The following is a 19,677-nucleotide window of genomic DNA, read 5'->3' on the forward strand; positions in this document are numbered from 1 at the left end:
CTCAACATCAACCCAAGATTCACCGGGAACCGTCCCCAGTGACCAAGAGAACCGTCTCCGGTAACCGAAAGAACCGTCCCCAGTCAGGCGAAATTCGAACGCGGAAGAACCGTCCCCGGCGTGCGACTCTGCCGGCCTATTCGGCCATGAACGACCGGAAAGCTAGAACGGCCGGGGGAGTGGTTTCCCCCGGCCGTTCTGAGTTTGTCATTCGCGGTTGTTCAGCTCTTGGGCAATACCACAACCCGGCGGCGGGGTTCTTCGCCTTCGGACTCGCTGATCAGGCCGGCAGCAGCTACCACGTCGTGGACGATCTTGCGCTCGAACGGGTTCATCGGCGCGAGCCGCACTGCCTCCCCGGTTTCGACGACCTCCGCGATCGCGTCCTTGGCCAGCACTTCGAGCTCTTTGCGGCGCTTGTCGCGATGGCCGGCGACATCGAGCATCAGCCGGGAGCGGTGTCCGGTCTCGGTCATCACCGCGAGCCGAGCCAGTTCCTGCAGGGCTTCGAGCACCTCGCCGTTGCGTCCGACCAGGATGTCGGCATCGGTGACGATCGATACATGCGCTCGACCGCCTTCGTTGAAGGTGTCGATGTCACCATCCAGGTCGGCGATGTCCAGCAGCTCTTCCAGGTAGTCAGCCGCGATTTCACCTTCGTTGACCAGCGCCTGCTCGCGCTTCGAACGGACCGGTTCTTCAGTTTCGGGCGCGTCGACTTCGGTTTCCACGTCACTCATCGTTCTCGGTATCTCCTGTCGGCCCGGTCTCAGGCCTGGCCGGGGTTGGTCTTGGGCTTGGGCCCCTGCTTGCGTGCCGAACGGCTGGATTTCTGCGGCTGCTGCCTCCGCACCTGCTGGCGCTGCACCTTCGCCGACGACCCGGTAGACGGGGTATCGGATCCGGAGCTGTCGGTCGGAGAGCCGCCCTTCTGCCGAGCCACCTTGGTGGTGTCGGTCGGGGCAGCGGACGGCGTCGGCCGGCGCTTCTTGCCGGAGCGCTTACGGGCGAGTTCATCGGGATCCTTGCCCTTGGCCCGCATCCGCTCTTCCCAATCGATATAGGCCGGGGTATTCGGCGCCGGATTGTTGTGGATCAGTATGTATTGCTGCGCCATCGTCCAGGTATTCGAGATCAGCCAGTAGAGCAGCACGCCGACCGGAATGTTCACACCCATGAAGAGGTACATGAACGGAAAGATGTAGAGCATGATCTTCTGCTGCTGGGCGAATTGCCCGGTCAATGCCTCGGGCGGCATGTTCTTGCGCATCAGCTGCAACTGCGTGACGAACAGCACCGCCGTCATGCTGATCACCAGAATCGCGCAGAGCACCTGTGTCGGTCCGAAGCCATCGGTCAGCGGCCAGAAGATACCGGAAAGCTTGGCACCGAAGATGGTGGCGTTGCGCAGCGACTCGGACTGTTCCACGGTGAGCACACCGATCGAGTGGCCCTGCGAGGCGTTCCACAGCACCTGATAGAGCGCGATGAAGATCGGCATCTGCAGCAGCAGCGGCAGGCAGGACGCCATCGGGTTGACGCCCTCTTCCTTGTACAGCTTCATCGTCTCTTGGCCGAGACGTTCGCGGTCGTGGCCGTACTTCTCTTGCAGCGCCTTCTGCTGCGGACCGAGCTGCTGCATGTTGCGCGACGACCGGATCTGCCGGACGAACAGCGGAATCAGAAGGGTCCGGATGACCACGGTCAGCGAGATGATCGCCAGTGCCCAGGCCCAGCCGCTGTCATTGCCCAGGAAGGACGCGAACAGTGCGTGGAAGCTGGACATGATCCATGACACCGCCAGGTACAGCGGCTGCATCATGGTGTTCAGCGCACCGAGGAAATCACCCCACAGGTCCATCGGCACGATCTGCGGAATCGGTGGGATCACATTGCTCCTCGGAGTTGAGATGGAGAGTTCTGAGTTTGTTCGGCAGCCCAGGCCCGCGCGGCCTCGGTGCCGGGAACCGGGTCGTAGCCGCCCAGCGACCAGGGATGACAGTGCGCCAGGCGACGCAGCCCGAGCCAGCCCCCACGCCAGGCACCGTGCACCCTGACCGCGTCCAGCGCGTAGGCGGAACAGGACGGGTAGTACTTGCAGACCGACCCGTACAGTGGGCTGATCACCGCACGGTAGGCCTGCAACAGGCCGATCAGAATGAGCTTCACGACACGCCCAGGCGATTCACGGCCGTCGTCCAGGCGGCGTCCAGGTCGTCGGCCAGGCGGGTCCGCCCCGGCAGGGCCCGCACCACGACGTCCAGATCGAACGGTGCGCGGACCAGCCGGTCGGCCACCAGGTGCCGCAACTGTCGCTTGACCCGGTTGCGGGCGACAGCGTTGCCGACCGCCTTGGACACGACAAAACCCGCCCTCGACGGCGGGTTGTCGGTTCGCACCATGTGCAGCACAAGACCGGGACGCCCACAACGGACGCCCCGGCGAATGGTGGAACGGAAGTCTTCGGCGGTGCGAAGCCGCGCGGCCCTGGCCAGCACCTGACGGCTCGGTGGCGTTGTTCAGCCGGCGAGGCGGGCGCGGCCCCGGCTGCGACGGGCCGAGATGATGGCGCGCCCGGCGCGGGTGCGCATGCGGAGGCGGAAGCCATGGGTGCGGCTGCGACGCCGGTTGCTCGGCTGGAAAGTGCGCTTGCTCACGGAAGTGCTCCCCGTTCAGTTTCGCTGTCGTGCTGGTCTGATTGTCCTGCTGGAACCGATGCACCCACGCCGGGCGCACGCGATGGGTCGCTGATGGCGACCGGGCAAGATTACGCGTCGGCGACTACCTGGGGCAAACCGGCACCCTCCGGACGCCGTCGAGCCGACACGCCGAGCAGGTCGCAAATTTCTGAGAACCGGTTTGCGGATGGTCCTCTGGCGGACTAGCGTTTCGCTCCGTTGACCTGTTGCTTCGGCGTCGTTCCCTCGGGCCGTCCTCTTGTTCACACCCTGTGGAAAACTTGTGTGGACAGCGTGGTCGACCCAGCAGGATCTCCAGGGAAGGGAGCGTAGGTTGCCCGACCGTCAGGCCACGACTCCCACGGACTCGGTCGATCTCGAGGACGCCTGGCGCTTCGTCTGGTCCGAGGCCGATCCGCCGTCCCGCGCCTGGCTGCGCAGCACCCGTGCCGCGACCATGCACGACAGCACGTTCATCATCAGCGTGCCCAACGAGTTCACCCGCGGACGCGTCGAATCTCGCCTGCGGACCTGGGTCGAAGACCAGCTGACAACGTATTTCGGACGTCCCATCGGAATCGCCACGGTGATCCTCCCCGGTCCCGGCGAGGCTGAGGATCACGACCTCGCGGCCTCCGGCGACGAGCCCAGCGCCGCCGAACCCACCGAACGGGTGCAGGTCGACGACCGGATGGCGGGCCGGCTGAACCCCAAGTACACCTTCGAATCGTTCGTGATCGGCAGCTCCAACCGGTTCGCGCACGCCGCCGCGGTCGCTGTCGCCGAAGCGCCAGGCAAGGCGTACAACCCGCTGATGATCTACGGCGAGTCCGGGCTCGGCAAGACCCACCTGCTGCACGCCCTGGGTCACTACGTGCGCAGCTACCACTCCAACCGGCGGGTCAAATACGTCTCCACCGAAGAGCTGACCAACGACTTCATCAACGCCATCAGCGACAATCGGACGGCCGACTTCCGGCGGACCTACCGCGATGTGGACGTGCTGCTGATCGACGACATCCAGTTCCTGGAGTCGAAGATCCAGACGCAGGAGGAGTTCTTCCACACCTTCAACACGCTGCACACCGCGCAGAAGCAGATCGTGATCACCTCCGACCGTCCGCCCAAATCGCTGGAGGCGTTGGAGCCTCGGTTGCGCAGCCGGTTCGAATGGGGGCTGATGACCGACATCCAGCCGCCCGACCTCGAGACCCGGATCGCCATCCTGCGCAAGAAGGCCGCCGCCGAGCGGCTGACCGCCGGCCCGGACGTCCTGGAGTTCATCGCCAGCAAGATCCCGACCAACATCCGCGAGCTCGAGGGCGCGCTGATCCGGGTGACGGCCTTCGCCAGCCTGAACCGCCAAGAGGTCGATCTTCCACTGGCCGGGGTGGTGCTGCGCGACCTGATCCCGCACGGCGACGACACCCCGATCACGGCGAACCTGATCCAGTCCGAGACCGCCGGCTATTTCTCGATCAGCACCGACGACCTGTGCGGCGCCAGCCGCATCCAGGGGGTGGTGATCGCCCGGCAGATCGCGATGTACCTGTGCCGCGAGCTCACTGACCTGTCGCTGCCCAAGATCGGCCAGTCGTTCGGCGGCCGCGACCACACCACGGTGATGCACGCCAACAAGAAGATCCGGCATCTGATGGGCGAGGACCGGAAGGTCTTCAACCAGGTCACCGAGTTGACCAACCGGATCAAGCAGCGCGCCATCCAACGCTGACACCTGTTGCGGACGCCGCGGCCGGCGTCCGAACGTTTCCTGGAGCCTGCGCACCGGTGTCGGCACGCCAACTTCTTGTCGTTCGCGTCGTGGAGAAGTCCTGTGAACAACCATCGGGGCTGTGGACGGCCCGGAGGCGGCCGGCGCCCGTCCGCAACTACTACCCGTGTGATTTTGAGTTGTACACAGCCACCTACGGTCATCAAATCGAGTTTGACAAGGTGATATAACGGTTATCCACAGTATCCACAGCAGTGATGACTATGACTGACTGATATGCGTCGAATGACACTAAAAGTAGCCCGGTCCCCATCGTGTGGAAGCGGGTCCCGAACACCCGGATATGATCGTCGTCCGGAGTACTGAGCAAGGGAGCCCCGTGAAGATCCGCCTCGATCGTGATGTTCTCGCCGAAGCCGTCGCCTGGACCGCGCGCAGCCTGCCCACCAGGCCCAGCGTCCCGATCTTGGCGGGCTTGTTGGTCCAGGCCTCCGGCGGCCAGGTGCTGATGTCCAGCTTCGACTACGAGACGTCGGCCAAGATCAGCGTCCGGGCCGAGGTGACCGACGAGGGCGTGGCCCTGGTCTCCGGCCGGTTGCTGGCGGACATCGCACGCTCGCTGCCGAACAAGCCGGTCGACATCACCGCGGACGCCACCCGGATGGAGTTGGTCTGCGGCAGTGCCCGGTTCACCTTGCAGACCTTGCCGGTGGACGACTATCCGGCGCTGCCGACCATGCCCGAGGCCACCGGCACCGTGACCAGCGAGGAATTCTCCCGTGCCGTCGCCCAGGTCGTGGTGGCGGCCGGACGCGACGAGCTGCTGCCGGTCTTTACCGGCGTCCGGATGGAGATCGAGGGCGACACCCTGTCGCTGTTGGCCACCGACCGCTACCGGATGGCGCTGAAGGAGTTGCCGTGGAACCCGAGCGGTTCGCGCAGTGACGGCGCCGCCCTGGTGCCGGCACGAGTGCTCGGCGAGACCGCCAAGTCCATGACCTCCGGCGAGGTGATCACTCTGAGTCTGGCCGGGGCCAGTGTCGGCGACGGCCTGATCGGTTTCAAGGGCGACGGCACTGCCGGCGTCCGGGAGATCACCACCCGGCTGCTGGACGGCGAGTTCCCTAAGGTGCGGCACCTGATGAACGTGCAGGCCGCGGTCACCGTGCGGGCCAACACGGCCGAGGTGATCGCCGCGGTGAAACGCGTGGCGCTGGTCGCCGAGCGGAACACCTCGCTGCGGATGCTGATCGGCGACCAGGCGATCACGTTCGAGGCAGCGACCGGCGACCAGGCGCAGGCGGTCGAGGCACTCGAAGCGGTGGTCACCGACGAGACCGGCAACGGCCTGTCGATGACCGCGGCCGGCTTCAACCCGCACTACCTGGCGGATGCCTTGTCGGCGTTGGATGCGCCGTACGTGCATTTCTCGTTCACCGCGCCCGGCAAGCCCTGTCTGCTCACTGCGCTGGCCGAAATCGACGGCGAGCCGCAGACCGACTACCGGCACGTGATCATGCTGATGCGTCTCCCGGCCTGAGCCGGCGCGAGGTAGCGTCGCTGTGGCAGCGGATCGCAGCGTAGAGCGGAGACAGCGATGGAACTCGGACTCGTCGGCTTGGGCAAGATGGGCAACAACATGCGCGAGCGGTTGCGCCGCGCCGGGCTCACGGTGGTCGGATACGACCGCAATCCGGAGTTGACCGATGTCGCCTCACTGGCCGAGATGGTGGCCGCGCTGGCTGCGCCGCGGGTGGTCTGGGTGATGCTGCCGATTCAGGTCGTCGATCAGGTGATCGACGAGCTCGCCGGCCTGCTTGGCGAGGGCGACCTGGTGATCGACGGCGGCAATACCAAGTGGACCGCCGACAGCAGGCATGCGCAATCCCTTGCTGAGAAGGGCATTCACTTCCTCGACTGCGGTGTCTCCGGCGGCGTGTGGGGGCTGCAGAACGGCTACGCGTTGATGGTGGGCGGCGCCGAAGCCGATGTGGCGATGGCTCAGCCCGTCTTCGACGCCCTGAAACCTGCCGGCGACTACGGTTTCGTGCACGCCGGCGAGATCGGCGCCGGGCATTTCGCGAAGATGGTGCACAACGGCATCGAGTACGGGCTGATGCAGGCCTACGCCGAGGGCTGGGAGCTGCTCGAAGCGGCCGGTCAGGTGACCAACGTGCCGGCCGTGTTCGACTCGTGGCGGGAAGGCACGGTGATCCGGTCCTGGCTGCTCGACCTGATGGTCCGGGCGCTGGACGACGACCCGCACCTGGACCGGATCGAGGGCTATGCCGCCGATTCCGGCGAGGGCCGCTGGACGGTGAATGCGGCGGTCGAGTTGGGCGTCCCGGTGCCGACGATGGCGGCCGCGCTGTTCGCCCGATTCACCTCTCAGCAGGACGATTCGCCCTCGATGAAGATGGTCGCCGCGATGCGCAACCAGTTCGGCGGGCATGCGGTCAAGGCCGACCACGGACACTGAGCGGGATCGGCGTCCTGCCGTAAGGTGACGGCGTGTTCGTCACCCACCTGTCGCTCGCCGATTTCCGGTCGTACCCGCGGGTCGAGCTGGCCCTGGAGCCGGGCGTGACGACCTTCACCGGCGCCAACGGGCAGGGCAAGACGAACCTGATCGAGGCGGTCGACTATCTGGCCACGCTCGGCTCGCACCGGGTGGCGTCCGAGGTGCCGCTGATCCGGCACACCGCTGAGCGGGCGATCGTTCGGGCTCGGGTGCAGGCCGGGTTGGACGACGTCCGGCAGCTGCTGCTGGAGATCGAGCTGGTGCCCGGACGACAGAACCGGGCCAGCCTGAACCGGGCGCCGTTGCGGCGTCCGCGGGAACTGCTCGGCGCACTGCGCACGGTGGTGTTCTCCCCCGAAGACCTGGCGCTGGTCAAGGGCGACCCGAGCGAGCGGCGCCGCTTCATCGACGAGCTGATCACCACCCGGTGGCCGCGGCTGGCCGGGGTCCGGGCCGACTACGACCGGGTGCTGCGGCAGCGCTCGACCCTGCTGAAGTCCTTGTCAGGGCGAGGTCGGTCGATTCCGGATGGAGCCGCGGCCACGCTGGAGGTGTGGGACGAGTCACTGGCCGGGTTCGGTGCCGAACTGGTGCAGGCCCGGGTCCGCACCCTGGCCGACCTGGCCCGGCACGTGCAGCAGGCCTACGCGGCGATCGCGCCGGCCAACAACGATGCGCGGCTCTACTACCGCAGCACGATCGCGCCGGAGCCAGACACCACGGTCGACGAACTGCAGGCTCGGCTGATTCTGGCCATATCGGAACGCCGTTCGGAGGAGATCGCGCGTGGAGTGTGCCTGGTCGGGCCGCACCGCGACGACATCGTGCTGGGCCTGGGTGAGCTGCCGGCCAAGGGCTACGCCTCGCACGGCGAATCGTGGTCGTTTGCGCTGGCGCTGAAGCTGGCCTCCTTCGACCTGCTGCGCTCCGACGGGGTACAGCCGGTGCTGATCCTGGACGACGTGTTCGCCGAACTCGACGAATCGCGCCGGGAACGGCTGGCCGTGATGATCGCCGGCGCCGAACAGGTGCTGATCACCGCTGCGGTGGCCGATGATGTGCCGGCGGTGCTTGGCGGGCGACGGTTCCGCGTCGGCGGCGGTGAGGTAAGCGAGGTGGACGATGCCGGAGCATGATCCCGCGGGCATCGATCTGGCCCGACTGATCGCCCGCAACGCCCAAGGCATGCCGGCCGCGCCGTTGTCCCGGAAGAAGCCGAAGAAGCCGAAGCCGGGCGCGACGTCCCGGAGCGCCGGCGATCCGCAGCCGCTGGGCGAGGCGCTGGACGAGCTGATCGCCAGTCGCGGCTGGTCGCAGGAGGTCAACCTGCACAATCTGCTCGGCCGCTGGCCCGACCTGGTCGGCCCGGCCAACGCCGAACACTCCCGGCCGGAGGATTTCGAGAAGAAGGTGCTGGTGGTCCGGACCGATTCCACCGCGTGGGCGACGAACCTGCGGCTGCTGGCGCCGGCGATCGTGGCGCGGCTCAACGAGCAGCTGGGCGACGGCACGGTGGCACGCATTCAGGTGAAGGGTCCGGACGCCCCCAGCTGGAAGCACGGTCGGCGCAGTGTCCGGGACGGCCGCGGACCGCGCGACACCTACGGCTGAGTCCCATCCCTCGACATGGATGACGTCCAGCTGCTCAGAATCCCGCGAGCATGGGGAGAGTATGGGGGGCCGTGACCGGGGGGAAATCGGCTCAGAGGGCCGTTCTGGGCCCTCCTATCCACAGATCGGTCCGGAATCGGACATGAAGACTGGGGTGAGGAGGTCCCGCACGGTAAGCTAACCGAGTTCCGACGCCGCCACCCACCCCGCCGGACCATGGGGTCCGCGATCAGGGTTGCGGGGCGGCGTTCGTCTGACTGAGACCCGAACAGCGAGGGGTACCCGAGTGAGTGAACCGACGACCGGTGGCCACACGGTAGGTACGGCGGCGCATGCCGTCGAGGCCGGCAACTACGACGCGAGCGCGATCACCGTCCTGGAGGGGCTGGAGGCGGTTCGCAAGCGCCCCGGCATGTACATCGGGTCGACCGGTGAACGCGGTCTGCACCACCTGGTGCAAGAGATCGTCGACAACTCCGTCGACGAGGCGTTGGCCGGCTACTGCGACACCATCATCGTCCGGCTGCTCGACAACGGAGGCGTCCAGGTCATCGACAACGGACGCGGCTTTCCGGTCGACCTGCACCCCAAGGAGAAGATCCCGGCGGTGACGGTGGCGCTCACCATGCTGCATGCCGGCGGCAAATTCGGCGCCGGCGGCTACAAGGTGTCTGGCGGCCTGCACGGCGTGGGCGCCTCGGTGGTGAATGCGCTGTCCAGTTCGCTGACGGTCGACGTCCGCCGCGACGGCTACCACTGGCGGCAGTCCTTCACCCTGGGCGACCCGAACGGTCCGCTGGAGCGGCTGGAGCCGTCCGACGAGACCGGCACGACGGTCACCTTCTACGCCAGTTCGGAGATCTTCGAGACCACCACGTATTCCTACGAGACGCTGGCCACTCGATTCCGCGAGATGGCGTTCCTGAACAAAGGGCTGAGCATTCAGCTGATCGACGAGCGAGCCGATCGGCGCAGCGAAGAGGACGAAGAGCCGCCCACCGACACCTTCCGGTACGAAGACGGCCTGATCGACTTCGTGAAATTCCTCACCGGCAGCAAAGAGACCATTCATCCGTCGGTGATCGCGATCGATGCCACCAACGACGCTTCTCAGCTCAGCCTCGAAGTGGCGATGCAGTGGAACACCTCGTTCAACGAGAGTGTGCACACCTTCGCCAACACCATCAACACCCACGAGGGCGGCACCCATGAAGAGGGCTTCCGGGCCGCGCTGACCAACACGGTCAACAAATGGGGCGAGCAGTGGGGGCTGATCAAGAAGCGCGAAGACCGGGTCTCCGGCGACGACATCCGCGAGGGCCTGACCGCGATCATCAGCATCAAGCTCGGCGAGCCGCAGTTCGAGGGGCAGACCAAGACCAAGCTGGGCAACACCGAGGCCCGCTCGTTCGTGCAGCGGGTGGTCAACGATCTGCTCGGCGACTGGTTCGAGAAGAACCCGGCCGAGGGACGCGACATCGTCCGCAAGGCCCAGGCCGCGGCGTCCGCCCGGATCGCGGCCCGCAAGGCCCGCGACATCGCCCGTAGTCGCAAGGGACTTCTGAAGACCGGGCAGTACGGCAAACTGTCCGACTGCCAGTCGACCGAGCCCGCCGAATGCGAGGTGTTCATCGTCGAGGGCGACTCTGCGGGTGGTTCGGCCAAGGGCGGACGCGACCCGCGGATCCAGGCGATCCTGCCGATCCGCGGCAAGATCCTGAACGTCGAGAAGGCCCGGATCGACAAGATCCTGCAGAACAAAGAGGTCGAGGCGATCATCAATGTGCTCGGCACCGGCGTCCAGGACGATTTCGACGTCAACAAGCTGCGCTATCACAAGATCGTGCTGATGGCCGACGCCGACGTCGACGGCGCACACATCCGCACCCTGCTGCTCACCCTGCTGTTCCGGTTCATGAAGCCGCTGATCGACCACGGCTATGTGTATCTGGCGCAACCGCCGCTGTACCGGCTGCGGTGGAACAACGCGCCGCACGAGTTGGCCTATTCGGACGCCGAACGCGACGCCCTGCGCGACGCCGGCTTCGCGGCCGGCAAGAAGCTGCCGGCGCCGAACAACAACCCGATCCAGCGCTACAAGGGTCTGGGAGAGATGAACGCCGACGATCTGTGGGACACCACGATGGACCCGGACAAGCGGTCGTTGCTGCAGGTCACCCTGGACGACGCCGCGACCGCCGACAACATGTTCTCGATCCTGATGGGCGAAGAGGTCGAACCCCGCCGGCACTTCATTCAGCGCAACGCCAAAGACGTGCGCTTCCTCGACATCTGATGACCGCCCATGTGACGTCAGAGGAGATCCCGGCGTTCGCCGGGATGACGGGATGGAGGGTCGGGGATGACAGTGACCCGCGTCGTCCCGGACTTGATCCGGGATCTCCGCATGCAGAAAGACAACGAATGGAGACTGACCGATGACTGACGGTCCCATCGACAACGATCCCACCGGCGATGTCCCCGACGAGCCGGTCGAGGGCAACGACGACGCCGGCACCGAGCCCACCCAGGCGCGCACCGACGAGATCGACCTGAATGTCGAGATCCAGCGCTCCTACCTCGACTACGCGATGAGTGTGATCGTCGGACGGGCGCTGCCCGACGTCCGCGACGGGCTGAAGCCGGTGCACCGGCGGGTGCTGTACGCGATGTACGACGGCGGCTACCGGCCTGACCGGGGCTGGAACAAGTGCTCCCGTGTGGTCGGCGAGGTGATGGGTCTGTACCACCCGCACGGCGACTCGGCGATCTACGACACCTTGGTGCGGCTGGCGCAGCCGTGGGTGATGCGGGCGCCGTTGGTGGCTGGGCAGGGCAATTTCGGCTCGCCCGGCAACGACCCGGCGGCCGCGATGCGGTACACCGAGTGCAAGATGGCGCCGCTGGCGATGGAGATGGTTCGCGACATCACCGAGGACACCGTCGACTTCAAGCCCAATTACGACAACCGCGACACCGAACCGGTGGTGTTGCCGGCCCGCTTCCCGAACCTGCTGGTCAACGGCTCCTCGGGTATCGCGGTCGGCATGGCGACCAACATTCCGCCGCACAATCTGCGCGAGGTGGCGGACGCCGTCCACTGGTCGCTGGAGCACCCGGACGCCACCAAGGAAGAGTTGCTCGAGGCGGCGATCGAACGGATCAAGGGCCCCGATTTCCCGCTCGGCGCGCTGATCGTCGGCCGCAAGGGCATTGAGGACGCGTACCGCACCGGCCGTGGCTCGGTGGTGATGCGGGCCGTGATCGACATCGAAGAGGACAAATCGGGCCGCACCCTGCTGGTCATCACCGAACTGCCCTATATGTGCAACCCGGACAATCTGGCCACCAAGATCGCCGAGTTGGTCAACGCGGGCAAGCTGAGCGGCATCGCCGACATTCGTGACGATTCCTCTGCCCGCACTGGTCAGCGGCTGGTGATCGTGTTAAAGCGCGACGCCCAGCCGCGGGTGGTGATGAACAACCTGTACAAGCACACCCAGCTGCAGGACACCTTTGGCTGCAACATGCTGGCCCTGGTCGACGATGTCCCACGGACGCTACGGCTCGACCAGTTCCTGTCGCACTGGATCAAGCACCAGATGCAGGTGATTCAGCGGCGGACCGCGTTCCGGCTGGCCGAGGCCGAGAAGATGGCGCACATCTACCGCGGCCTGGTGAAGGCGCTGGACGCCTTGGACGAGGTGATAGCGCTGATCCGGGCCAGTTCGGACGCCGACACCGCGCGCACCGGCCTGATGCAGTTGCTGGACATCGACGAGGCGCAGGCCAACGCCATCCTGGAGATGCAGCTGCGCCGGCTGGCCGCCCTGGAGCGGCAGAAGATCGTCGACCGGCTGGCCGAGTTGGAGAGGCTGATCGCCGACCTGCAGGACATCCTCGACTCGCCGGACCGGCAGCGGAAGATCATCGGCGAGGAACTCGCCGAGATCGTCGAGAAGTACGGCACCGAGCGGCGCACCCGGATCATCTCCGCCGACGGCGACCTGTCCAACGAGGATCTGATCCCCGACGAGGACATGATCGTCACGATCACCCACGGCGGCTACGCCAAGCGCACCCGCACCGACCAGTACCGCGCCCAGAAGCGCGGTGGCAAGGGGGTTCGCGGCGCCACGCTGCGGGCCGACGACGAGGTGGAGCACCTGTTCGCCACCACCAACCACCACTGGATCCTGTTCTTCACCAACCTAGGACGGGTCTACCGGGCCAAGGTGTGGCAGCTGCCGGAGGCCGGCCGGGACGCCAAGGGCGGGCATGTGGCGGGGCTGCTGTCGTTCCTTCCCGAGGAGCGGATCGCCCAGGTGCTGACCCTGCGCGGCTATACCGACGCGCCGTACCTGCTGTTGGCCACCCGGCGCGGGCTGGTCAAGAAGACGGCGCTGCTGGCCTACGATTCGCCACGACAGGCCGGGGTGATCGCGGTCAACTTCCGCGATGAGGACGACGAGCTGATCGGTGCCGAGCTGTGCTCGTGGGCCGACGACGTGCTGCTTATCTCCCGCAAAGGTCAGGCGATCCGGTTCGCGGCCAGCGACGAGCAGCTGCGTCCGATGGGCCGGGCGACATCCGGGGTGACCGGAATGAAGTTCCGCGACGGCGATTCGCTTCTGTCGATGGCGGTGATCGACGCCGATATGCCCGAGGACGACCGGTTCGTGTTCACCGTCACTGACGGCGGCTTCGCCAAGCGGACGGCGGTCTCGGAGTACCGGCAGCAGGGTCGCGGCGGTCTCGGCATCAAGGCGATGAAGCTGAACGACGATCGGGGTTCGCTGGTCGGCGGCCTGGTCGTCCAGGAGAACGACGAGATCATGGCGATCAAGACGTCCGGACAGATCATCCGCTCGTCGGTGAGTGAGGTGCCGCCCAAGGGACGTGACACGATGGGCGTGAAGTTCGTGCATGTTCAGGGCGACGACTCGGTCTCGGTGATTGCGCTCTATCCGGAAAATGGCGCCGATGGGGAAGAATCGACCCTGATGGCGGTGTCGGATTCCGGGTCTGGGTCGGATACCGTTGGGCCCGATGCCGTCGGGTCTGATGACGGCGACCCGCAGCAACCCGCCGACTGACAAGGTCGAGGAGGACTATGAGCGACCAGCAACGCAACGCCGGCACGTCCGTGGCCGGAGACGTGTGGAGCGCGAGCCCCGCGACCGAGCGGGACGAGGAGCTGTACCGTTCGGACGCCACCAAGGAGCTGCCGGCGGCCACCGACCAAGGTGTGGCCGGCCAGCCGGTGCGCCCGGCGGTGGTGAGCGCCGGACCCCGGTCGGTGTCCCGGCGCACCCGCAAGGCTCGGCTGCGGCTGTCGCGGATCGATCCGTGGTCGGTGATGAAGACGTCGTTCCTGTTCTCCATCGCCTTCGGGATCATGTTCTGGTTCGCGACCTACGTGGTGTGGTCGGTGATCGGGGCGTCCGGGCTGTTCGACTCGGTCAACGAGATTCTGCAGAGCGTGCTGTCCAGCCCGAACGACCAGACCCAGGTCCGCATCGAAGACTTCGTCAACACCAACAAGGTGCTCGGCGTGGCAGCCCTGATCGCGGTGATCAACGTGGTGCTGCTGACCGCGATCGGCACCCTGGCGGCGTTCCTGTACAACCTGGCGGCCAACATCCTCGGCGGCCTCGAACTCACCCTCGCCGAAGACTGATCCGGACGCCGTCCGGCCCCGACTCCATGCTCGGCGGCGTTCCACGTGAAGCAGCCTGAACGGGCACGGGACGGCTCACCGGTCGATTTGAGCGGGCGGCACCGGAGTCGGTAGTGTTGTCTCTCGGTGTTCCCGCCCACGCGGGCCTATAGCTCAGACGGTTAGAGCGCCGCCCTGATAAGGCGGAGGTCACTGGTTCAAGTCCAGTTAGGCCCACCAGCCCCGGTACACGCAGAGCACGCCGCTCAGTAGTGCGAAGGCCATCACCAGGTAGAACCGCCAGGGGGGATCGCTCTCGTAGGGTTCGTTCGGAGTGAACCGCTCCACAAGGACTAGCAGGCTGATCCTCGTTCCAATTTCCGCAGTGTCAGCCCGCATCTCGGGAGGGAACGGCAGAAAAAGAAGCAGCATGGCGGTAAGCGCCATGGCGACGACCGCACCCGGTAAAGAGACGAGTGCATGGGGGACTGGTCGAGGTCCGGTTATTTTCGCCTCGCCGCGGTATGCCGCCGGCAAGATGACTGCAGCGCTGACCAGGACGACCGCAGAACTGACGATGTGGGCCCCGACCAGGATGAAGTAGAGCGTCTCCATGCGGCATTTTCGCAGGCAGGGGGGCCACCGAAGTTCCCGCGAGTAGCGGCAGCTGTGCGGTCACCACTGCCATCGACACGATCATTTCCCAAGCAAAGGCCATTTCCCGAGACATCAGGGATGAGCAGGGAATCGAAGCCGCTATCAATCGTCTCGAACAGCGTGGCCGCGGACCCTCCTGGTCGCGGCAGCGAGGCGAAGGTCAGGTCAAGGAGATGCCGGTGATCGTCTGACGCTTGGCGGGAAACCCTATGAGGTGACCTTGTTGGGCACCACTGTGACGGTGCGTGCGGTGCGGTTCTGAACCGACCCCATTCGGGGACCCGCTACGCCGTGGGCATGACCTGCGGGGGAAGCCCGGAGACCGCCCGGTACAGCGGAATGGCTACATCGTCCACGATGGCGACCACCTCGTCGTCGGAGAATCTGCCGAAGATGATCCGATCGCGCCCCAGCCGCATCGGGGTGAGGACGACGTCCGGGCTGAGCGGGAGCGGACCCAGCTCGCCGCGTTCCCGCGCGGGGGTCAGCACGATCCGCTCGATCCGCGGGAGGGCGTCGACGGCCATCGCGGCGGCCTGCGCGAGGGTGTCGCTGCGGGCGTCGCCGATCAGCGCGCGGTAGGCCTCGGCGCCGTACCTGGTGGTCTTGTCCTGCGCCCTTCGCATCATCACCAGCAGGTCGCCACGGAGGCTGCCGGTGGACGTCTCCAGCCGGCCGGTCGAGGGGCGGGAGCGGATCGCGTCGAAGATCATCGACGCCCGATCGGGAAAACGCCGGTACAAGACCGGTTTGCTGGTGCCCACTCGGCGCGCGATGCCCTCGAAGGTCACCGCCGCGTAGCCGCCCTCGGCGAGTTCGGCGAGCACGGCCGTCCGAATGTCCGCCTCGACCTCGGTTGCGGTTCGCGGCTTCTTCCGCACTCCGATCACCCTTCCGTCACGTTGCGTGGGCGCGCTGGGATCGCTAGCCTATCCGACAGATACGGGCCGTATCTCGTGACTTCACCGGCTCGGCCCGATGACATCCCACTGACTTGGAGGTTCCCATGCTGGGTGCCCACTCGCCTGCCCGGCGCGCTCATGCCGCCCGGCTGCTCGTCGGCACGGTTGCCGTGTCCGTGGCCGCCGGGCTGTTCGCCGGCTGCGGATCGTCCGGGCAGACCCCGGTCGCCTCGACCGTCCCGGTGGAGCGCGCCACGATCAGCACCGGCGTCTCCGGGGCGGGCACCGTCGCTGCCTCGTCGTCGCGCAACCTCGGCTTCGCCGCCGGCGGACGGCTGGCCAGCGTCAAGGTGCGGGTGGGCGACAAGGTCACCGCCGGCCAGGTGCTGGCCAGACTGGACACCTTCCAACTCAAGCAGATCGTCGTCCAGCAGAAAGCCAACCTGTCCTCGCAGCAGGCCGCTTTGGCCCGGCTGCGGAACAACCCGTCGCTGACCGGCTCGCGCAGCACGCTCACGCAGGCCCGCACCATCGCCGACGCCACCCGCAGCCAGGTCGCGGCCACCAAGCGCGCCGACGAGGTGTCGATCAAACGCTCCCGTGCCGCGGTCAGCGCCGCTCAAGACGCCTTGGACGCCGCCCAGGCAGCCCTGGCCGCGTGCGCCGCGGACTGCACCGGTCTGCAATCCGCGGTGGCGACCGCGCAGGCGTCCGTGGTCTCGGCGCAGACCGCGCTGGCCACCGCCGAGCAGCGGAAGAAGGTGGACGCCGCCGCCGGCACCGTGTCGGTCGCCGGCGCCAAGCAGGGCGTCGTCGCCGCCCAGAACTCGGCCAACTCGACGGCGTCCGACCGCCCCTACGGCATCGCCCAGCAGGAGGCGGCGGTGACCACCGCGCAGTCGCTGGTCGAGGTCGCCGAGCACAACCTGTCCGAGGCCACCCTGGAGGCGCCGATCTCGGGCACCATCACGGCCATCAACGGCGTCGTCGGGGAATACCTGAGCGCCAGCTCGGGCACCACGGCGCAGGCTCCCGGCTCGGCGGCGGCCGTCCCCGGCACCACCGTGGTGGCCGGCGCCAGCTCGGTCACCCGCGCCGGCGGCACCCAGTTCATGGTGATCTCCGGCGACGGACCGATGACCGCCGTCGTCCCGTTGACCGAACTGGACGCCGCGAACGTCGAGAAGGGCCAGGCCGCCGACCTCAGCTTCGACGCGCTGCCGGACGTCACCGGCTCCGGCAAGGTGACCGCCATCGCGCCGTCCGGCACCGCGCTGGCCGGCTCGATGAGCTTCTACGTGACCATCTCCTTGGGGCATCCCGACGGTCGGGTCAAAGAGGGCATGAGCGTCCATGCCGCCGTCACCACACAGGAACACGACGACGTGCTCAGCGTCCCGAACGCCGCCGTCCGCAACGAGGACGGCCACCAGGTCGTCACCGTCGTCGACGGCACCGGAAAGCAGCAAACCGTCGCCTTCACCGCCGGCCTGGTCGGAACCGAGCGCACCGAGGTGGTCAGCGGCCTGTCCGAGGGCGACCAGGTCGTCGTCCCCGGCCCCGTGCACTGACCGCCAACCCACCCGAGAGAGGACAGCCAGTGTCCGAGTCGCCCACCGAGATCCTCACCGCCGCCGAGCAGCCGGAAGAGGTCGCGGCCCCCCAAGGCCCCCGCAAGCGGCAGCTCAGCCGCCGCACCCGGCTCGGCCTGATCGTGATCGGCGCGATCGCCGTCCTGGCGGCGGCGCTGCTGATCGGCAACTGGGCGCTCAACGCCAGCCGCTACGTGACCACCGACAACGCGCAGATCGACGGCACCCAGATTCCGATCACCGCCCCGACCAGCGGCACCCTCACCGACTGGACGGCCACCATGGGCACCCTGGTGAGCAAGGACCAGGCGGTGGGCCGGATCGCCGTCCAGACCGGCTACCTGCAGCCGCAGGTCGTCGTCCGGGCCCCCGCCGCCGGCGTGATCGCGGTCAACAACGGCGTCAACGGCGCGTTCGTCACGGCCGGGACCAGTCTCGGCATCGCCTACGACCCGGCCGGGGTCTTCGTCACCGCCCGCGTCGAAGAGACCTCGATCAGCGAGGTGAAGCTCGGTCAGCGGGTCGACATCTCGGTGGACGCCTTCTCGGGCAAGACCCTGACCGGACACGTCACCGAGATCAAGACCGGCGCCGCCGGAGTCTTCTCGCTGTTCGGCCAGTCGAACACCACCGGCAACTTCCAGAAGGTCACCCAGGTGATCCCGGTGAAGATCGCCATCGACGACCGGCAAGGTCTGGCGCTGGTGCCCGGCATGAACGTCACGGCCAAGATCGAGAAATGACCGCCACCACCCAGCAGGCGCCCGCCGCCCGCCGCGCCGCCACGGTCACCTCCGACGGCGGCCTGACGCACTGGGTAGGGCCGCTGCTGGTGCTGATCGTCGGCATGTTCATGACGGTGCTGGACACCAGCATCGTCAACGTCGCCGTCCCTACCATCCAGACCGAATTCGGCGGATCGACCGCCGACATCGCCTGGATCGCGACCGCCTACAGCCTCGTCCTGGGCGTCATCGTGCCGGCCACCGCGTGGCTCGGCGACCGGATCGGGCTGGGCCGGCTGTACACCTGGTCGCTGATCGGCTTTGCCGCGGCGTCCGCGCTGTGCGGGGTGGCGTGGAACCTGGGCAGCCTGATCGCGTTCCGCGTCTTGCAGGCCATTCCCGGCGGCATCCTGCCCGCCATCACCATGACGATGCTGTACCGGATCGTCCCCAAGGACCGGATCGGGTCGGCGATGGGCCTGTACGGCATCGGGGTGATCGCGGCCCCCGCGCTCGGCCCGACCCTGGGCGGCTACCTGGTCGAATACGTCGGCTGGCGGCTGATCTTCTACATCAACGTCCCGGTCGCCGTCGTCGGCGTCGTCCTGGCGCTGTGGATGCTGCCCAAATTCGCCCAGCAACCCACCTACCGCTTCGACATTCTCGGCTTCGTCGCGGTCGCCACCGGGATGACCTGCCTGCTGCTCGCCTTCTCGGAAGGATCGTCGTGGGGCTGGACGAGCACCCCGACGCTCAGCCTGATCGTGGTCAGCGTGCTGAGCCTGGCACTGTTCGTGCTGATCGAGCTGGAGGTCGAGCATCCGCTGCTGAACCTGGGCGTCTTCCGCAGTTGGCCGTTCACCAACTCGCTGCTGGTGATGAGCGTGCTGATGGTGGGCATGTTCGCCACGCTGTTCTACATTCCGACCTTCCTGCAGGTCGTGCTCGGCCTGCCCGCGCTGCAGGCCGGCCTGGTGCTGATGCCGCAAGCCCTGGTGATGGCGGTGATGGCGCCCTTGTCAGGACGCCTCTACGACCGATTCGGCCCGCGCTGGCTGGTGGTCAGCGGCCTGCTGGTGTCGGCCTACGCCACCCACCTGATGACCGGGCTGACCATGACCACCTCGACCAGCGAGATCATCGGCTGGTCGTGCCTGCGGGCGGTCGGCGTCGGCCTGGCGATGATGTCGGTGCAGTCCAGCGGACTCTCCGCGCTCGACCACACCCTGACCAACAGCGGCGCGGCGATCAACAACGTCGTCCAGCGGGTGGCGTCCGGGCTGGGGCTGGCCGCACTGTCGGCGATGATGGTCGGCCAGGAGGCCCAGCTGTCCGCCGACCGGTTCGCGCTGATCCAGGCCGGCGACCCCCAGACGGCGCATCTTGGCCTTGCCGGCATGTATCAACTGGCCCAGACCACCACGTTGGAGGTCACCGTCACGTCGTTCACCAATATGTTCGAGATCACCACCTGGCTCACCGTGGTCGCCGCCGGACTCGGCCTGCTGCTGCGTTCGGGAGCGCTGCCCGGCAAGGGTCCGCGGCCGGCGATGGCCGACTGAGGCGGGACCGAGGAACGCCTGCCGCGCCGGCGCATCGG

At 67.0% G+C, this 19,677-nt stretch carries 18 protein-coding genes and 1 tRNA gene; 12 read left to right on the forward strand and 7 right to left on the reverse strand.

All coding sequences use genetic code 11. The features are described 5' to 3' along the window. Nucleotides 1-221 precede the first annotated feature (221 nt). The 5 genes from QM619_RS11685 to rpmH are packed head-to-tail and all read right to left on the reverse strand — an operon-like array spanning nucleotide 222 to nucleotide 2,657. A complete protein-coding gene (locus QM619_RS11685) occupies nucleotides 222-740 on the reverse strand; it encodes a protein jag (RefSeq protein WP_415108591.1) in 519 nt (172 codons plus the stop codon). A gap of 29 nt (nucleotides 741-769) precedes the next feature. Next, the gene (gene yidC / locus QM619_RS11690; protein WP_415109003.1) at nucleotides 770-1,861 is read right to left on the reverse strand and encodes a membrane protein insertase YidC; all 1,092 of its coding nucleotides are present in this window, start codon (nucleotides 1,859-1,861) and stop codon (nucleotides 770-772) included. Nucleotides 1,862-1,887: 26 nt separating this feature from the next. Continuing rightward, nucleotides 1,888-2,169 carry a membrane protein insertion efficiency factor YidD gene (gene yidD, locus QM619_RS11695; protein WP_415108593.1) on the reverse strand — a complete coding sequence of 94 codons (282 nt, stop codon included), beginning with the start codon at nucleotides 2,167-2,169 and terminating at the stop codon, nucleotides 1,888-1,890. After that, nucleotides 2,166-2,498: a ribonuclease P protein component gene (gene rnpA, locus QM619_RS11700; protein WP_415108596.1), complete on the reverse strand. Its 333-nt coding sequence runs from the start codon at nucleotides 2,496-2,498 to the stop codon at nucleotides 2,166-2,168. The genes yidD and rnpA overlap by 4 nt, the downstream gene beginning before the upstream one ends. Nucleotides 2,499-2,519: 21 nt before the next feature. Beyond that, entirely contained in the window at nucleotides 2,520-2,657 is a 138-nt protein-coding gene (gene rpmH / locus QM619_RS11705; RefSeq protein WP_105186735.1) for a 50S ribosomal protein L34, read from the reverse strand. Nucleotides 2,658-3,012: 355 nt separating this feature from the next. Here rpmH and dnaA point away from each other — a divergent pair, with 355 nt between their 5' ends. The 9 genes from dnaA (at nucleotide 3,013) to QM619_RS11750 (ending at nucleotide 14,441) form a co-directional block, all read left to right on the forward strand. Further along, nucleotides 3,013-4,410 (forward strand): chromosomal replication initiator protein DnaA, encoded by a 1,398-nt coding sequence (gene dnaA, locus QM619_RS11710; RefSeq protein ID WP_415108599.1) that lies wholly within the window; start codon nucleotides 3,013-3,015, stop codon nucleotides 4,408-4,410. Between the two features lie 379 nt (nucleotides 4,411-4,789). Further along, nucleotides 4,790-5,950, forward strand: a complete 1,161-nt coding sequence (gene dnaN, locus QM619_RS11715) for a DNA polymerase III subunit beta (RefSeq protein WP_415108603.1) — start codon at nucleotides 4,790-4,792, stop codon at nucleotides 5,948-5,950. Nucleotides 5,951-6,007: 57 nt separating this feature from the next. Continuing rightward, nucleotides 6,008-6,889, forward strand: a complete 882-nt coding sequence (gene gnd / locus QM619_RS11720; RefSeq protein ID WP_415108607.1) for a phosphogluconate dehydrogenase (NAD(+)-dependent, decarboxylating) — start codon at nucleotides 6,008-6,010, stop codon at nucleotides 6,887-6,889. Between the two features lie 32 nt (nucleotides 6,890-6,921). Continuing rightward, nucleotides 6,922-8,067 (forward strand): DNA replication/repair protein RecF, encoded by a 1,146-nt coding sequence (recF, locus tag QM619_RS11725; protein WP_415108609.1) that lies wholly within the window; start codon nucleotides 6,922-6,924, stop codon nucleotides 8,065-8,067. Further along, the gene (locus QM619_RS11730; RefSeq protein ID WP_415108611.1) at nucleotides 8,054-8,542 is read left to right on the forward strand and encodes a DUF721 domain-containing protein; all 489 of its coding nucleotides are present in this window, start codon (nucleotides 8,054-8,056) and stop codon (nucleotides 8,540-8,542) included. Before recF ends, QM619_RS11730 begins: the two co-directional genes overlap by 14 nt. Nucleotides 8,543-8,828: 286 nt before the next feature. Then, nucleotides 8,829-10,838 carry a DNA topoisomerase (ATP-hydrolyzing) subunit B gene (gene gyrB, locus QM619_RS11735; RefSeq protein ID WP_415108613.1) on the forward strand — a complete coding sequence of 670 codons (2,010 nt, stop codon included), beginning with the start codon at nucleotides 8,829-8,831 and terminating at the stop codon, nucleotides 10,836-10,838. A 142-nt stretch (nucleotides 10,839-10,980) separates the two neighbouring features. After that, nucleotides 10,981-13,638 (forward strand): DNA gyrase subunit A, encoded by a 2,658-nt coding sequence (gyrA, locus tag QM619_RS11740; protein ID WP_415108616.1) that lies wholly within the window; start codon nucleotides 10,981-10,983, stop codon nucleotides 13,636-13,638. A 17-nt stretch (nucleotides 13,639-13,655) separates the two neighbouring features. Continuing rightward, the gene (locus QM619_RS11745) at nucleotides 13,656-14,222 is read left to right on the forward strand and encodes a DUF3566 domain-containing protein (RefSeq protein ID WP_415108619.1); all 567 of its coding nucleotides are present in this window, start codon (nucleotides 13,656-13,658) and stop codon (nucleotides 14,220-14,222) included. Between the two features lie 142 nt (nucleotides 14,223-14,364). Further along, nucleotides 14,365-14,441, forward strand: a tRNA-Ile gene (locus QM619_RS11750). Here QM619_RS11750 and QM619_RS11755 read toward each other — a convergent pair. Next, nucleotides 14,430-14,816 (reverse strand): hypothetical protein, encoded by a 387-nt coding sequence (locus tag QM619_RS11755; protein ID WP_415108621.1) that lies wholly within the window; start codon nucleotides 14,814-14,816, stop codon nucleotides 14,430-14,432. The genes QM619_RS11750 and QM619_RS11755 overlap by 12 nt on opposite strands. Nucleotides 14,817-15,142: 326 nt before the next feature. After that, on the reverse strand, nucleotides 15,143-15,748 hold the full coding sequence (locus QM619_RS11760) for a TetR/AcrR family transcriptional regulator (protein ID WP_415108623.1): 606 nt from the start codon (nucleotides 15,746-15,748) through the stop codon (nucleotides 15,143-15,145). Between the two features lie 116 nt (nucleotides 15,749-15,864). Between QM619_RS11760 and QM619_RS11765 the strand changes: the two genes are divergently transcribed. From QM619_RS11765 to QM619_RS11775, 3 genes are read left to right on the forward strand one after another with little or no spacing between them, the layout of a single operon-like run. Next, complete coding sequence (locus QM619_RS11765) at nucleotides 15,865-17,331, forward strand: biotin/lipoyl-binding protein (RefSeq protein WP_415108626.1); 1,467 nt, start codon at nucleotides 15,865-15,867, stop codon at nucleotides 17,329-17,331. 29 nt (nucleotides 17,332-17,360) lie between these two features. Then, nucleotides 17,361-18,095 carry an HlyD family secretion protein gene (locus tag QM619_RS11770; protein WP_415108629.1) on the forward strand — a complete coding sequence of 245 codons (735 nt, stop codon included), beginning with the start codon at nucleotides 17,361-17,363 and terminating at the stop codon, nucleotides 18,093-18,095. Then, on the forward strand, nucleotides 18,092-19,639 hold the full coding sequence (locus QM619_RS11775) for a DHA2 family efflux MFS transporter permease subunit (RefSeq protein WP_415108632.1): 1,548 nt from the start codon (nucleotides 18,092-18,094) through the stop codon (nucleotides 19,637-19,639). The genes QM619_RS11770 and QM619_RS11775 overlap by 4 nt, the downstream gene beginning before the upstream one ends. Nucleotides 19,640-19,677 lie beyond the last annotated feature (38 nt).

Source organism: Micropruina sp. (assembly GCF_047606665.1).
GTDB lineage: Bacteria > Actinomycetota > Actinomycetes > Propionibacteriales > Propionibacteriaceae > Micropruina.

Bases quoted from the DNA above. Each gene is read 5' to 3' on its own strand.
- QM619_RS11685 (WP_415108591.1), bottom strand. From the start codon at position 740: ATGAGTGACGTGGAAACCGAAGTCGACGCGCCCGAAACTGAAGAACCG.
- yidC (WP_415109003.1), bottom strand. From the start codon at position 1,861: ATGGACCTGTGGGGTGATTTCCTCGGTGCGCTGAACACCATGATGCAG.
- gnd (WP_415108607.1), top strand. From the start codon at position 6,008: ATGGAACTCGGACTCGTCGGCTTGGGCAAGATGGGCAACAACATGCGC.
- QM619_RS11730 (WP_415108611.1), top strand. From the start codon at position 8,054: ATGCCGGAGCATGATCCCGCGGGCATCGATCTGGCCCGACTGATCGCC.
- gyrA (WP_415108616.1), top strand. From the start codon at position 10,981: ATGACTGACGGTCCCATCGACAACGATCCCACCGGCGATGTCCCCGAC.
- QM619_RS11745 (WP_415108619.1), top strand. From the start codon at position 13,656: ATGAGCGACCAGCAACGCAACGCCGGCACGTCCGTGGCCGGAGACGTG.
- QM619_RS11755 (WP_415108621.1), bottom strand. From the start codon at position 14,816: ATGGAGACGCTCTACTTCATCCTGGTCGGGGCCCACATCGTCAGTTCT.
- QM619_RS11765 (WP_415108626.1), top strand. From the start codon at position 15,865: ATGCTGGGTGCCCACTCGCCTGCCCGGCGCGCTCATGCCGCCCGGCTG.
- QM619_RS11775 (WP_415108632.1), top strand. From the start codon at position 18,092: ATGACCGCCACCACCCAGCAGGCGCCCGCCGCCCGCCGCGCCGCCACG.